General features: G+C 66.5%; 13 protein-coding genes. 8 read left to right on the top strand and 5 right to left on the bottom strand.

What is annotated here, in order from left to right; translation table 11 throughout:
- The first annotated feature begins 27 nt into the window (after positions 1 to 27).
- Positions 28 to 333: an MTH1187 family thiamine-binding protein gene (locus tag I4484_RS09480; protein ID WP_197450700.1), complete on the top strand. Its 306-nt coding sequence runs from the start codon at positions 28 to 30 to the stop codon at positions 331 to 333.
- A gap of 21 nt (positions 334 to 354) precedes the next feature.
- Here the strand turns inward: I4484_RS09480 and I4484_RS09485 are convergent, their stop codons facing one another.
- Entirely contained in the window at positions 355 to 1,287 is a 933-nt protein-coding gene (locus I4484_RS09485) for a LysR family transcriptional regulator ArgP (protein ID WP_197450701.1), read from the bottom strand.
- A gap of 94 nt (positions 1,288 to 1,381) precedes the next feature.
- Here I4484_RS09485 and I4484_RS09490 point away from each other — a divergent pair, with 94 nt between their 5' ends.
- From I4484_RS09490 to I4484_RS09505, 4 genes are all read left to right on the top strand, one after another.
- Positions 1,382 to 1,990, top strand: a complete 609-nt coding sequence (locus tag I4484_RS09490; RefSeq protein WP_197450702.1) for a LysE/ArgO family amino acid transporter — start codon at positions 1,382 to 1,384, stop codon at positions 1,988 to 1,990.
- 249 nt (positions 1,991 to 2,239) lie between these two features.
- On the top strand, positions 2,240 to 3,340 hold the full coding sequence (gene hppD / locus I4484_RS09495) for a 4-hydroxyphenylpyruvate dioxygenase (protein WP_197450703.1): 1,101 nt from the start codon (positions 2,240 to 2,242) through the stop codon (positions 3,338 to 3,340).
- Positions 3,341 to 3,505: 165 nt separating this feature from the next.
- On the top strand, positions 3,506 to 4,966 hold the full coding sequence (locus I4484_RS09500; RefSeq protein ID WP_197450704.1) for a sodium-dependent transporter: 1,461 nt from the start codon (positions 3,506 to 3,508) through the stop codon (positions 4,964 to 4,966).
- 73 nt (positions 4,967 to 5,039) lie between these two features.
- Positions 5,040 to 5,474, top strand: a complete 435-nt coding sequence (locus tag I4484_RS09505) for a septal ring lytic transglycosylase RlpA family protein (protein WP_197450705.1) — start codon at positions 5,040 to 5,042, stop codon at positions 5,472 to 5,474.
- A 69-nt stretch (positions 5,475 to 5,543) separates the two neighbouring features.
- On the opposite strand, the gene I4484_RS09510 is transcribed toward I4484_RS09505, so the two are convergent.
- From I4484_RS09510 to I4484_RS09525, 4 genes are read right to left on the bottom strand one after another with little or no spacing between them, the layout of a single operon-like run.
- On the bottom strand, positions 5,544 to 6,617 hold the full coding sequence (locus tag I4484_RS09510; RefSeq protein ID WP_197450706.1) for an ABC transporter substrate-binding protein: 1,074 nt from the start codon (positions 6,615 to 6,617) through the stop codon (positions 5,544 to 5,546).
- Entirely contained in the window at positions 6,614 to 7,987 is a 1,374-nt protein-coding gene (locus tag I4484_RS09515; protein ID WP_197450707.1) for a sensor histidine kinase N-terminal domain-containing protein, read from the bottom strand. The genes I4484_RS09510 and I4484_RS09515 overlap by 4 nt, the downstream gene beginning before the upstream one ends.
- Positions 7,984 to 8,646 (bottom strand): response regulator transcription factor, encoded by a 663-nt coding sequence (locus I4484_RS09520; RefSeq protein ID WP_197450708.1) that lies wholly within the window; start codon positions 8,644 to 8,646, stop codon positions 7,984 to 7,986. Before I4484_RS09520 ends, I4484_RS09515 begins: the two co-directional genes overlap by 4 nt.
- The gene (locus I4484_RS09525; RefSeq protein ID WP_197450709.1) at positions 8,643 to 9,245 is read right to left on the bottom strand and encodes an IclR family transcriptional regulator; all 603 of its coding nucleotides are present in this window, start codon (positions 9,243 to 9,245) and stop codon (positions 8,643 to 8,645) included. Before I4484_RS09525 ends, I4484_RS09520 begins: the two co-directional genes overlap by 4 nt.
- A 190-nt stretch (positions 9,246 to 9,435) precedes the next feature.
- Here I4484_RS09525 and I4484_RS09530 point away from each other — a divergent pair, with 190 nt between their 5' ends.
- From I4484_RS09530 to I4484_RS09540, 3 genes are read left to right on the top strand one after another with little or no spacing between them, the layout of a single operon-like run.
- A complete protein-coding gene (locus tag I4484_RS09530; protein WP_197450710.1) occupies positions 9,436 to 10,422 on the top strand; it encodes a tripartite tricarboxylate transporter substrate binding protein in 987 nt (328 codons plus the stop codon).
- A complete protein-coding gene (locus I4484_RS09535; RefSeq protein ID WP_197450711.1) occupies positions 10,422 to 10,874 on the top strand; it encodes a tripartite tricarboxylate transporter TctB family protein in 453 nt (150 codons plus the stop codon). The genes I4484_RS09530 and I4484_RS09535 overlap by 1 nt, the downstream gene beginning before the upstream one ends.
- Positions 10,874 to 12,406 carry a tripartite tricarboxylate transporter permease gene (locus tag I4484_RS09540; protein WP_197450712.1) on the top strand — a complete coding sequence of 511 codons (1,533 nt, stop codon included), beginning with the start codon at positions 10,874 to 10,876 and terminating at the stop codon, positions 12,404 to 12,406. The genes I4484_RS09535 and I4484_RS09540 overlap by 1 nt, the downstream gene beginning before the upstream one ends.
- Positions 12,407 to 12,751: the final 345 nt, after the last annotated feature.

Raw genomic sequence — 12,751 nt, forward strand, 5'->3', positions numbered from 1 at the left:
GCTAGCACTCAACGGAGAGGAGGAGCCATGCACGTCATCATCGATCTCTGCGTCGTCCCGCTGGGGGTGGGCGTGTCGGTCTCGCCGCAGATCGCTGCCTGTCAGCGGGTGATCGAGGCCTCGGGCCTTACGCACCACATGCACGCCTACGGCACCAACATCGAGGGGCCGTGGGACGAGGTGATGGCGGTGGTCAAGCGTTGCCACGAGGTGGTGCACGAGCTGGGGGCGCCGCGCATCACTACCACCATCAAGCTGGGCACCCGCACCGACCGCGAGCAGTCCATGGCCGACAAGGTGTCGAGCGTCGAGAACAAGCTGCGCGACACCTGAGCTGGAGTCTCGTATATCCGCTCAAGTCGGCAACGGCGCCAGCCAGGCGTCGCCCAGCCGCAACAGGTGGTCAGTGAGGGCGTCGAGGATCTTGCCGCCCTGGCGCCAATGGTGCCAGTAGAGCGGCACGTCGATCACGTAGCCCGGCGACAGGTCGACCAGGCGGCCGTCGGCCAGGTGCGGGCCGGGGTCGATCTCCTGTAGCCGCCCCTCACTGAGTTCGCGCTCGGCCTGGCGCTCCGGCACCATGCCGTAGCCGAGTCCTGCCAGCGCCAGGCCGACGAAACCCTCCGACGAAGGGCACAGGTGGTGGGGGAAGGGGGGCTCCACGCCGTACATGGCCAGGAAGCGATGCTGCAGCCGGTCGTCGGGGCCGAAGACGATGGCCGGAGCCTGGCGTAGCGCTTCCGGCGTCACGCCATCGGCGAAATAGCGCGCCATGAAGGCGGGGCTGGCCAGGGCGCGATAGCGCATGCTGCCCAGTCCGTGGCTGCGCGCCCCCTGTACCGGCGTGGGTGAATCGCAGATGCAGCCGGCCACGTCACCGTCGCGCATGCGCTTGAGCGCCACCTCCTGATCCTCCACCACCAGCTCGAACAGTACGGAGTGGCGTTCGCAGAAGCGCCCGATCGCCTCCGGCCACCACGTCGCCAGGCTATCGGCGTTGATCGCCAGGCGCAGGCGCTGCTCGCCGCTGCCAAGTGCCGGTACCTCGTCCAGCAGGTCGCTCTCGAGCAGGCGCACCTGCTGGGCGTGGTTGAGCAGCTTGCGCCCCAGCGGCGTGGGCGTAAGACGTGGGCTACGCACCAGCACCGGCTGGCCCAGGCGCGCCTCGAGCAGCTTGATGCGCTGGGATACCGCCGATTGTGTCAGGCCCAGGTGGCGAGCGGCGCGCTCGAAGCCGCCCTGATCGGTGACCGCCACCAGCGCTTCGAGCAGCTTGTAGTCGAGCATTAGCTTGGCTTATCCCCCAGTCGATCAATTCATTTCTCTTATTGTTGCGCCGAGCTTAGCCTTGTCGGCATCGATTCGCCAAGGAGAAGTTCCCATGTGGTTGTCCTGGGTCAATGGGCTGCTGGTTTGCGCCGGTCTGATCGTCGCTATCGGTGCGCAGAACGCCTTCGTGCTGCAGCAGGGGCTGCGGCGTCAGCATGCCTGGCTGGTGGCCGCGGTCTGTGCGCTGTGTGACTGGTTGCTAGTGGGGCTGGGGGTGCTGGGTCTGGGCGCGCTGATCGCCGAGCAAGGGACGCTGATGGAGGTGGCGCGCTGGGCCGGCACTGCCTTTCTCGCCTGGCAAGCGTGGCTGGCGCTGCGCCGGGCATTCACGTGCAATGTACTGGTGGCCGAGGAGCGCGCCCAGGCGTCATGGCGCGGCGCTCTGGCCGCGACCTTGGCCGTGACCCTGTTCAATCCCCAGGTCTATCTGGAAACCGTGGTGCTTCTTGGCGCCATCGGTGCGGTACAGCCAAGCCCCTGGGGCTTCTTCATCGGCGCGGCAATGGCCTCGTTCGGCTGGTTCTTCGGCCTGGTGGCGGCGGCGGGCTGGCTGGCGCCGCGGCTGGAGAGCGAGCGGGTGTGGCGCGCCATCGACCTGGTGATTGCCGCTATTCTGGCCTGGGTGGCGTGGAGGTTGGCCAGTGGCGCAATAATGCCGTAATGGAGACGACAGTCGTAAAGCATTCTTTACGCCGCGTCAGGGTTTTGAGCCACAACACAGGCCGATCTTATGGAGTTCGAAGGGCTGTAAGATTTTTCTTACGATAAGGGAGAGGGCGGAGCTCCGCCGCCCACGCTCCAGGCCGTAAAGGGGCGTTTCGAGGGGGAAGCGTGGGCACTAGGCTGGGGGCACCAGTTCGGCACCCATGACTGCACGAAATAACAACGGCAAATCCCCCTGGAGGTAAGCATGAACGCACCCGCCAAGACCGTGTCTCCGATCAGCCAAGAGAACCCCATCGGAACCAACGGCTTCGAGTTCGTCGAGTACAGCGCACCCACGGCGGAGGGCATCGAAGAGCTGCGCGCGCTATTCAACCGCATGGGCTTCACCGAAACCCGCAAGCATCGCTCCAAGCAGGTGTTCCTGTTCCAGCAGGAGAACGTCAACTTCGTGCTCAATGCCGAGCCGGACAGCCACGCCGCCGAGTTCGCCAAGGTGCACGGCCCCTGCGCCTGCGCCATGGCCTGGAAGGTGGCCGATGCCAAGCAGGCGTTCGAGTACGCGCTGGCCCACGGTGCCGAGGCAGTGGAGAACCCGGTGGGCCCCGGCGAGGTGGGCATTCCCGCAGTGCGCGGCATCGGCGGTTCGCTGCTCTACTTCGTCGACGACAAGGTCGACAGCGAAGGGCGCACCATCTACGACATCGACTTCGAAGCCATTCCCGGCCGTTCGCGCAACGACAACAGCGTGGGGCTCAAGGTGCTCGACCACCTGACCCACAATGTCGACCGTGGCCAGATGGACAAGTGGGCCGATTTCTACACTGAGATCGCCAACTTCCGCGAGAACCGCTACTTCGACATCAAGGGCAAGAAGACCGGCCTGCACTCACGTGCCATGACCGCACCGTGCGGCAAGATGCACATCCCGATCAACGAGTCGGCCGACGATACCTCTCAGATCGCCGAGTTCCTGCGTGAGTACAACGGCGAAGGCATCCAGCACCTGGCCATGGCCACCGACGACATCTACGCCACGGTACGGGGCCTGCGCGCCAATGGCGTGAAGTTCCTGTCCACGCCGGATACCTACTACGAGAAGGTCGACTCGCGCGTGCCCAACCACGAGGAGAACGTCGAGGACCTGCGCGAGCTGAGCCTGTTGATCGACGGCGGCCCGGATGAGGGCGTGCTGCTGCAGATCTTCACCGAGACCGTGATCGGCCCGATCTTCTTCGAGATCATCCAGCGCAAGGGCAACGACGGCTTCGGCGAGGGCAACTTCAAGGCCCTGTTCGAGTCGATTGAGGAGGATCAGATCCGTCGCGGGGTGCTCAAGGCGGATTGATCGACAGGCGGCTCCCATCGCACGGATGGGAGCCGCTTTTTTCATACGCTTCAGGATGAAAACCCTGAGCACTTCAATTAGTACAAGAAAATGTCGTTGCAATCTCGGTGTTGCACCGGGCATATTGCTGCGTCAGTTCATAACAACGACTCCTCTGGTGACGTAATGACGACCGAGCAACAACCTCGAGTCCAGTGGCTCAGCCGCTGGGGCTTCGTGCTGGCGGCGACGGGTTCCGCCGTTGGCCTGGGCAATATCTGGAAGTTCCCCTACATGACCGGCGAGCACGGCGGCGGCGCCTTCGTGCTGGTCTATCTGGTCTGCATCCTGGCGGTGGGCGTGCCGGTCATGATGACCGAGATCGCCTTCGGCCGGCGCGGCCGAGGCAGCCCCATCGACGCGGTGCGTCGGGTGGTGACGGAGTCCGGCAGAAGCTCCGCCTGGTCGCTGCTGGGTTGGATGGCGATGCTATGCGGCTTCATGATCCTGTCGTTCTACGTGGTGGTAGCCGGCTGGTCGTTCTCCTATCTGTGGAAGATGCTGAGCGGCGGCCTCAATGGCTCGGGTGTCGACGACATGGTGGCGATCTTCGTCGCCAACAACGAGAACCCGCTCAACCTCGGCTTCTGGAGTACCCTGGTGACGCTTGCCACCATGCTGATCGTGGGCAAGGGCGTGCAGGCGGGCATCGAGAAGAGCGTCAGCTGGATGATGCCGGGCATGGTGATCATGCTGCTCATTCTGATCGGTTACGGCGTGTTCTCCGGCGGCTTCGGCGAGGCGTGGCGCTTCCTGTTCTCCTTCAACACCGGCAGCCTCTCCAGCGAGGGCATGCTGGCCGCACTGGGCCATGCCTTCTTCACCCTGTCGCTGGCTTCCGGCGCCATTCTCACCTACGGCAGCTACCTGCCGGCGGGCGCTTCCATCGCCCGTACCACCCTCGGCGTGGCGGCGGCCGATACGCTGGTGGCGTTGATGGCCGGCCTGGCGATCTTCCCGGTGATCTTCGCCAACGGCATGAGCCCCGAGGGTGGGCCGGGGCTGTTGTTCATGAGCCTGCCGCTGGCGTTCCAGGCGATGCCGCTGGGCACGCTGTTCGGCGTACTGTTCTTCATCATGCTGTCGATGGCGGCGTTGACGTCGTCGATCTCCATGGTCGAGGCCACCGTCTCGTGGCTGGTCGACAACAAGGGCATCACCCGCCGTACGGCGGCGTGGGGAACGGGCATCGTGCTGTGGCTGGTGAGCACCCTGGCGATGCTGTCGTTCAACCTGGGCGCCGACTGGACCCTGGCGGGCAAGCACTTCTTCGACTGGCTCGATTACCTCACCTCGCGCTGGATGATGCCGCTCGGCGGCCTGGGCATGGTGCTGCTGGCCGGCTTCGTGCTGAAGAGCGAGAGCTTCCGCGAGGAGCTGGGGCTGGCACCGTACTGGCACGCGCTGTGGCTGTTCATGGTGCGCTACGTGAGCCCGCTTGGCATCCTGGTGATCTTCGTCGATGCGCTGGGCATCGCACGGCTCGAATTCGGCCTGCATTGGCCGTGGTTGCTCGGCGTGTTGATTCTGGTCACCCTGATCGGCGAACTGGCCAGCCCGAGGCTGCGGCGCACGCTGGCGGGCTGAACGCTTGCCTGCCGCAGGGCTTGACGCTAATGTCGGGCCGGTCCGATGGGGACGTCCACGTCGAGGTGACAGGATGAGCGTTCGTTCCATTTTCGGTGCCGGTCCGGCTGCCCCCCGCCTGGTGCGGGGCGTGCTGGTCCTGCTATTGCTAACCCTGACTGCCGGCTGTGCCGGACGCGACGGCCGCCAGGTCGAGCGCGCCTCGGTGCCATCCGGCTGGCATGGCGAGCAGGGGCAGGCCTCGTTCTATGCCGACCGCTACCATGGCCGGCGCACCGCCAGTGGCGAAGCCCACGATCGCAACGCGCTGACGGCGGCGCACCGAAGCTTGCCATTCGGCACCCGGGTCCGAGTGACGCGGCTGGACAACGGCCGCGAGACGGTGGTGCGCATCAACGACCGTGGACCCTTCGTGCGCGGCCGTGTCATCGATCTCTCGCGACGCGCGGCCGAAGAACTCGACATGCTCGGGCAGGGCGTGGCGGAGGTGCGTCTGTCGCCTGAGTGAAGTGCCCTTCTCCCAACGCCGTGTCTCCGGTTTCGATGTGTAAACCGGTGGCGGGGCTCGCCATGGCGCTCAGCGCTGCGGCGGCACCTCGCGCTGGAACTCGCGTCGCCAGCGCGCCAGCAGGGCTTCGCGCTTGAGCCGGTCGAGCGTCGCCAACAGACCGGGGCCGATCGCGATCGGGCGCAAGGCGTCGCCGACTTCGTCGCGCAGGGCATCCGCGGTGCCGGTACCGGAGAGGCCGGGATGCATGGCACCCAGGTGGGTCTGCTCGGCGATCACGCGCTGGCCCTCTTCGCTGAGCAGGAATTCCATGAACAGCGCACCCGCTTCGGGGTGTGGCGCCTGGCGCGGAATGAAAGCCAGGCGCTGGGTGACCAGGGCGTAGTCCTCGGGTACCACCATGACCAGGTCCGGCTTGTCGGCCACCGCGTCGCGAACGTAGCTGCCGAGCAGGTTATAGCCCAGCAGGTAGCGTCCCTGCTCGAGCCCGTCGAGCATCTCCCCGGTGGTGTCGACGAGCACCGTGCGTGCGCGCCCCAAGGCCGAGACCAGATCCCAATAGCGCGGCGAGAGTCGCGACTCCTCGATGGCATAGGTGTATCCCGCGCCGCTGCGTACCGGGTCGTAGGTGACGATGCGGCCGGCCAACGCCTCGGTGTGGTTGTCCAGCAGCGCTAACAGGTCGCCGTGGCTGCGAACCTCGCCGAAACGTTCGAGCAATCTGCGATGCACCACCATCACGATGGGTTCGAAGGTGAAGGCGAACAGTTCGCCGCGCCACTGGGCCCACGCCGGCCAGCGGCGCGCCGCGTCGCTGTCGATGGGTTGGGCGTGGCCGTCGTTGGCCAGGTAGTACTGCCAGGGCATGGCGGAAGAGAGCACCACGTCGGCGGTGTCCGGTGCGTCGAGAAAGCGCTGGTGCAGCTCGAGGGTCGTCAGGTTGCGGTAGGTCAGCTCGATGCGCGGGTGGCGGCGATGGAATGCTTCGAGCAGCGGGCGAGCCTGTGGCAGGTCCAGGGCGGCGTGGATGACCAGCGACTGGGGCGCCCCGGCCTCGGGATCGGCAGGGTAGTGCAGGGTCTCCTCGGCCGCGGCGGCCAGGCTCCACAGGCTGAGCAGCAGCCAGGACAGGGGTCGGATCATGGGCCCTCCTCGCTGAAGCGCAGGCGCACGACGAGACCGCTGGCGTGCGCTGCTTGGGCCAGCTCGAGTCGTGCGCCGTGGGCACGGGCAATGCTGTCGACGATGGCCAGGCCGAGCCCGGAGCCTTCGCCTCCCTCTTCGCCGCGATGGAAGGGGCGCAGCACCAGCAGGCGACGGGACTCGGGAATCCCGGGACCGTCGTCCTCGACTTCCAGGCAGGGCGGCTGTGCATGGGTACGCAGGGTGATTCGACGGCCACCGTAGCGGCAGGCGTTGTCGATCAGGTTGTTCATCGCTTCCTGCAGCTGCCAGTCGATCCCGTTGACCCGCACCGGTCGGGCGGCGCACTCCACGCCGAGGTCGATCCCTTGACGATGGCAGCCGGCCCAGTGATCGCGTACCGCCTGGCGGGCGATGTCGTTGAGATCGAGCGGCGTCAGCTCGGGGCGGTACTCGGGGTTGTCGAGCCGGGTCAGTGAGAGCAGCTGCATGGCCAGTCGTGCGGTGCGGGCGCTGGTGGCCTGCATGGCGCCAAGCGCATCGCGCCAGCGGTTGGGATCGTCCTGCCGCAGGGCCAGCTCGGCCCGGGCGGAGAGCCCTGCCAGCGGTGTCCGCAACTGGTGCGAGGCATCGCCGATGAAGCGCTCCTGGTTGGCGCGCACCCGGCGCATACGCGCCAGCAGTTCGTTGAGGGTCTCGCGCAGTTCGGCCAGTTCGCGCGGCAGCGGCAGGTCGAGGGGTTCCAGGGTGCGCGGATCGCGGGCACGAATGGCGCGCCGCAGCCGGGTGAGCGGCGCCAGGGCGGAGCGTATCGCCACCACCAGAACCGCAATGGCGACCAGCGCCATGGCCAGGATATAGGCGAGGTTGGCGCGCAACAGTTCGAGGGTCAACGCATCGCGGCCCTCGCGGCTGTGGGCGACACGAATCTCGAAGCGCTCCCTGAGCCGCCAGTCCTCCAGCCGGGAGCGGCGCACGCCCTGGCGCAGCGCCATGTCGTGCCAGGTAACGTCGCGGAACAGCAGCGTATCGCCGGCTTCGGCGTCGCCTCGCTCGTCGCCGGGAAGCTCGGCGTTGCCGGTAATGAAGCGCCCATCCCGATCCACCAGGCTGTAGAAGACGCGCTCCTCGGCGTCGGTGGCGAGCATGTCCAAAGCCGCCGGGGGAAGATCGAGCCACAGCCGGTCGTCCTGCCACTGCACCTGCTCCGCGATCGCCAGGCTGGCCGCCTCGAGCAGCCGATCGAAGGCGCGGTCGGCGGTGTGGCGCGCATCCACCCAGGCCTGGAACACCATCAGGCCGCCCAGGGCCAGCAGCGGGATCAGCAGCCAGGCCAGCAGCCGGCGGTAGAGGCTGTCGCCGCGCTTCACGTGGCCTCCAGCAGGTAGCCGAGCCCGCGCACCGTGCGCAGGGCGACGTCGCTGCCGCCCAGCCGCTTGCGCAGCCGATGCACGTAGACCTCGATGGCATTGTCGCCCATGGGTTCGCCCTGGAAGGCTTCGTCGGCGAGGCGGGCCTTGTCGACGGGCTGGCCCGCATGGCGCATCAGGCAGGCGAGCAGGCGTTGCTCCCGGGGCGGTAGGGCCAAGGCCTCGCCGGCGAGGGTGAAGCGCTGCGCCAAGCCGTCGAAGTGCAGTACCCCGACGCGCAGCTCCTGCCCCCTCGTGCGCCGCCTGAGCAGCGCACGCACACGGGCTTCGAGCTCTTCGAGCGAGAAGGGCTTGGCCAGGTAGTCGTCGGCGCCCAGGTCGAGCCCGCGCACACGATCCTCTACCGCGCCGCGCGCGGTGAGGATCAGCACCGGCGTGTCGCGATCGTGACGCCGCAGCGTCTCGAGCACCTCGAGACCGCTGGCTCCGGGGAGGTTGAGGTCAAGAAGGATCAGGGTGTGGTCGTGCTGTGGGTCTTCCAGGTGACGGCGTGCGACGCCGCCGTCGGCCAGGTGCATCACGTCGTAGCCCTCGAGCGCCAGGGCGTCCTGGAGGGTCTCGGCCAGCAGGCGATCGTCCTCGACGAGCAGCAGATTCATGTCATGGCTTCCGTTTCAGCTACGGCCGTCAGCTCCGCCAGCGCCGCCTTCAGGGCCGCCTCGCTGCGTGCATCGAGGCGGCTCGACGGACCCGAGAGGGCCAGCCAGCGCGTGGGTTCGCCGGGGGCGCTGGGTAGGGCTTGCAGCAGCATCTTGCCACCCGGCAGCTCGGGGCGGGGATCGTTCCCTGCGGCCAGGGGCCACTGGCTGCCCGGACGCAGCTCATGGCGCAGCGCCGCCTCGGGCAGGGCGACCAGCCGGCACTCGACCTGGGGACCGTGGTTCTCGAGTAGGGCGGCGGTCTCGCCGGTCTCGGCAGCCAGCCGGTCCAGCAGCGGCTGTACGCGAGTGGTCAGCTGTCGGCTGGGGGGGTGGCGCCGGGCTAGGCGAAGCGGCGTGCTACCCAGACTCCAGCGTCCATCATGGCTGCGCTGCACGTAATCGAAACGAGCCAGCGAACCCAGCAGTCGCAGCAGGGTGCTCTTGTAGTAGCCCGTCGCCTGGGCGAGTTCGGCCAGGGTGAAGGCTTCCTGATCGACATCGAACGCTTCCAGTACGGTCAGTGCGCGCTCGACGGCCTCGACGCGATCCTGGGCCATGCAGTGATCTCCTGAGTCTGGAGGCATTGAACTTTGGTCGCAATTGCAACCCGATGCGTTGACGCTGCCTGTCGACGCGCCTAGTTTCTATCCTGAAGAACGTTGTTCTGCCTTACAGAATTGTAAGGTAGCCGATGAAAGACCGCAAGCCAACATTTCACAACACGTCAAGACCGGAGGGACCACAACAATGTCCACGAAAACGCCACTCAAACTCATCGCCATTGCCGCTTTCACCCTGAGCGCCGGCAGCGCCATGGCCTTCGAGCCACAGGGCAAGGTGGAGTGTCTCGCCCCGGCTGACCCCGGCGGCGGCTGGGACTTCACCTGCCGCAGCGTGGGCAACGTGATGGAGGAGCTGGGCATCGTGCCGCGCAGCGTGCAGACCGTGAACATGGCGGGTGCCGGCGGCGGTGTGGCCTTCGCCCATACCGTGTCCAAGCGCGCCGGCGACGAGCAGCTGCTGGTGGCTGCCTCCACGGCCACGACCACCCGCCTGGCCCAAGGCCAGTTCCCGGGCATGACCGCCGACATGGTCAACTGGATCGGGGCGCTCGGCGCCGATTACGGCGTGATCGCCGTGGCCGCCGACTCCGAGTACGACGACCTCCCTGCGCTGATGGAGGCGCTCAAGGAAGACCCGCGCAGCGTCAAGTTTGCCGGCGGCAGCGCCAAGGGTGGCTGGGATCACCTCAAGGTGCTGATCGCCGCAGACGCCGCCGGCGTCGATGAGCTGCCGCGTATTCCCTATCTCTCCTACAACAACGGCGGCGAGGCGATGACCCAGGTCGTGGGCGGCCATGTGGATGCCTTCACCGGCGACATCAGCGAGGCGCAGGGTTTCATGGAGTCCGGTGACCTGCGCGTGCTGGCAGTGCTCTCCGACGAGCGCCTGCCGGGCGACTTCGCCGACATTCCCACCGCCAAGGAGCAGGGTATCGATGCGGTCGGCCCCAACTGGCGCGGCTTCTACATGCCGGCTGACATCTCCGACGAGGCCAAGCAGTACTGGATCGACGCCATGGACACCATCTACGAGAGCCAGGAATGGCAGGACATCATGACCAGCAATGGACTGATGCCGTTCCACATGAGCGCCGGTGAGTTCGAGACCTTCGTCACCGAGCAGATCGACGATATCGAGACCCTCTCCAAGGACATCGGGCTGATCCAGTGATGACCTTCAACGACCGCATCTTCGGTGTGCTGCTGATCGTCCTGGCCGTCGCGTACGGCTGGGGCGCCAGCCAGTTCCCCGAACCGTTCGGTGGTGCCGAGGGGATTGCCCCCGGCACTTTTCCCACCTTGCTGGCCGTCGTGCTGGGGCTCTCCAGCCTCTACCTGATCGTGCGGCCCGACCCGGACAATGCCTGGCCATGGAGCCGCACCGGCGTTGAGCTGATCGTCGCCGTGGTCGTGCTGGTGCTCTACGCCATGCTCCTCGAACCGCTCGGCTTCATCCTCAGCACCACGCTGGCCATCGGCACGCTGTGCTGGCGCATGGGGGCGAAGGTGCTCAATGCCTACCTGGTCGGGGCGGTAGCGGGCGTGGTGGTGTTCCTGCTGTTCAATTTCGCCCTCGACCTCGCGTTGCCGCTGGGCCTGCTCTCGTTCCTGGAGGTGAGCTGATGGAAACCCTCGGCTTTCTGATCGATGGCTTCGGGGTTGCCCTTGCCCCGCACAACCTGATGTTTGCCCTGATGGGGGCCTTCCTCGGCACGCTGATCGGCGCGCTGCCGGGCCTCGGGCCGGCCAACGGCGTGGCCATCCTGATCCCGCTGGCCTTCTCCCTGGGGCTGCGTCCGGAAACCGCGCTGATCATGCTTACCGCGGTCTACGCTGGGGCCATGTACGGCGGGCGCATCTCGTCGATCCTGCTCAACATTCCCGGCGACGAGCCGGCCATGATGACCTGCCTCGACGGCTACCCCATGGCGCAGCAGGGCAAGGCCGCCGAGGCGCTGGCGATTTCCGCCATCGCTTCCTTCATCGGCAGCCTGATCGCCACCGTCGGCCTGATCCTGCTGGCGCCGGTGCTGGCGCGGTTCGCGCTCACCTTCGGTCCGGCCGAGTACTTCGCGCTGTTCCTGCTGGCCTTCGCCACCCTGGGCGGCATCACCGGCAAGAACCCGGTAAAGACCGTGGTGGCGGCCTGCCTGGGCTTGATGGTAGCCACCGTGGGGATCGACTCCACCGGCGTGCAGCGTTACACCTTCGGGACCCTGGAGCTCTACGAGGGTATCGACTTCATCATCGCCATCGTCGGCCTGTTCGCTATCTCGGAGCTGCTGTTCTTCATCGAGGAGCGCGCCGGCGGCGGCAAGGCGAAGATGGCCGTCAACAAGCTCAAGCTGAGCTGGGCCGACATACGCAACATCCTGCCGTCGAGCGTGCGCGGCGGTATCCTCGGCTTCATCGCCGGCGTGCTGCCCGGTGCCGGGGCGTCGCTCGGCAGCTTCATTGGCTATACGCTGGAGAAAAAGGCGGTCGGCAAGAAAGGCTTCTTCGGCCAGGGCGACCCGCGTGGCGTGGCCGGCCCCGAAGCGGGCAACAACGGTGCCTCGAGCGGTGCGCTGGTACCGATGCTGACGCTGGGCGTGCCGGGCAGCGGCACCACCGCGGTGCTGCTGGCGCTGCTGATCTCGCTCAACATCACCCCTGGCCCGCTGATGTTCACCCAGAACGCGGACATCGTGTGGGGCGTGATCGCCGCGCTGCTGATTGGCAACTTTCTGCTGTTGATCCTCAACATCCCGCTGGTGGGCATCTTCGTCAAGCTTCTGTCGGTGCCGCCGATGTACCTGCTGCCGTGTGTGACGATGATCGCCTTCGTCGGGATCTACTCGATCAGCAACACCACCTTCGACCTCTACTTCATGGTGGCCTTCGGCGTCGCCGGCTACGTGCTGCGCAAGCTGGAGATTCCGCTGGTGCCGATCATCCTCGGTTTGCTGCTGGGGCCGGAGATGGAGAAGAACCTGCGCCACGCCATGGATATCTCCGACGGCGACTGGACCATTCTCTGGAACAGCGGCCTGGCCATCGGCCTGTGGGTGTTTGCTGCCGTGGGGTTAATTCTGCCCTACATCGTCGGCCCCATCCTGCGCCGCCGGATGAAGGTGGCAACCGCTGCCACCGCAGGGAATCCGGAAGGCGACTGAGCCCGGCAATGCCTACCACCCCGCAGGGGCGCCGAGCGATCGGCGCCCCTGTCTTCGTTATGACGCACCGGTCTGGTGCGCTGTGGCAGTGCAGGCGATCCTTGCCGGCGCAACCGGCGCCTGCCGAATGCACGGCGGCGGTGCGCCGGCAGGATCGTCAAGGGGCGTAAAGGCGCCGTAATCTTCTGTATGAAAAGAGTTCTTCGAATTTCTTCGCCTGATGGCGCAAGCGTTGCATAGGCAGGAAGCCTAGTGCTGTGCGGCCGGTGTCGGCCGTGCATGACCTTTACAACAAGTCCCTCCCGCAGGAGGGCGCAAGGAGGTTCGCGTGAACGCTTCCCGTCG

This window comes from Halomonas sp. SS10-MC5, from assembly GCF_015992245.1.
Taxonomy (GTDB): domain Bacteria; phylum Pseudomonadota; class Gammaproteobacteria; order Pseudomonadales; family Halomonadaceae; genus Halomonas; species Halomonas sulfidoxydans.

What these genes read in the sequence shown, in the direction of transcription:
- I4484_RS09540 (WP_197450712.1), top strand. Translation starts at nt 10,874, where the DNA reads ATGGAAACCCTCGGCTTTCTGATCGATGGCTTCGGGGTTGCCCTTGCC.
- I4484_RS09490 (WP_197450702.1), top strand. Translation starts at nt 1,382, where the DNA reads ATGTGGTTGTCCTGGGTCAATGGGCTGCTGGTTTGCGCCGGTCTGATC.
- I4484_RS09525 (WP_197450709.1), bottom strand. Translation starts at nt 9,245, where the DNA reads ATGGCCCAGGATCGCGTCGAGGCCGTCGAGCGCGCACTGACCGTACTG.
- I4484_RS09480 (WP_197450700.1), top strand. Translation starts at nt 28, where the DNA reads ATGCACGTCATCATCGATCTCTGCGTCGTCCCGCTGGGGGTGGGCGTG.
- I4484_RS09520 (WP_197450708.1), bottom strand. Translation starts at nt 8,646, where the DNA reads ATGAATCTGCTGCTCGTCGAGGACGATCGCCTGCTGGCCGAGACCCTC.
- I4484_RS09510 (WP_197450706.1), bottom strand. Translation starts at nt 6,617, where the DNA reads ATGATCCGACCCCTGTCCTGGCTGCTGCTCAGCCTGTGGAGCCTGGCC.
- I4484_RS09530 (WP_197450710.1), top strand. Translation starts at nt 9,436, where the DNA reads ATGTCCACGAAAACGCCACTCAAACTCATCGCCATTGCCGCTTTCACC.
- I4484_RS09535 (WP_197450711.1), top strand. Translation starts at nt 10,422, where the DNA reads ATGACCTTCAACGACCGCATCTTCGGTGTGCTGCTGATCGTCCTGGCC.
- I4484_RS09500 (WP_197450704.1), top strand. Translation starts at nt 3,506, where the DNA reads ATGACGACCGAGCAACAACCTCGAGTCCAGTGGCTCAGCCGCTGGGGC.
- hppD (WP_197450703.1), top strand. Translation starts at nt 2,240, where the DNA reads ATGAACGCACCCGCCAAGACCGTGTCTCCGATCAGCCAAGAGAACCCC.
- I4484_RS09485 (WP_197450701.1), bottom strand. Translation starts at nt 1,287, where the DNA reads ATGCTCGACTACAAGCTGCTCGAAGCGCTGGTGGCGGTCACCGATCAG.
- I4484_RS09505 (WP_197450705.1), top strand. Translation starts at nt 5,040, where the DNA reads ATGAGCGTTCGTTCCATTTTCGGTGCCGGTCCGGCTGCCCCCCGCCTG.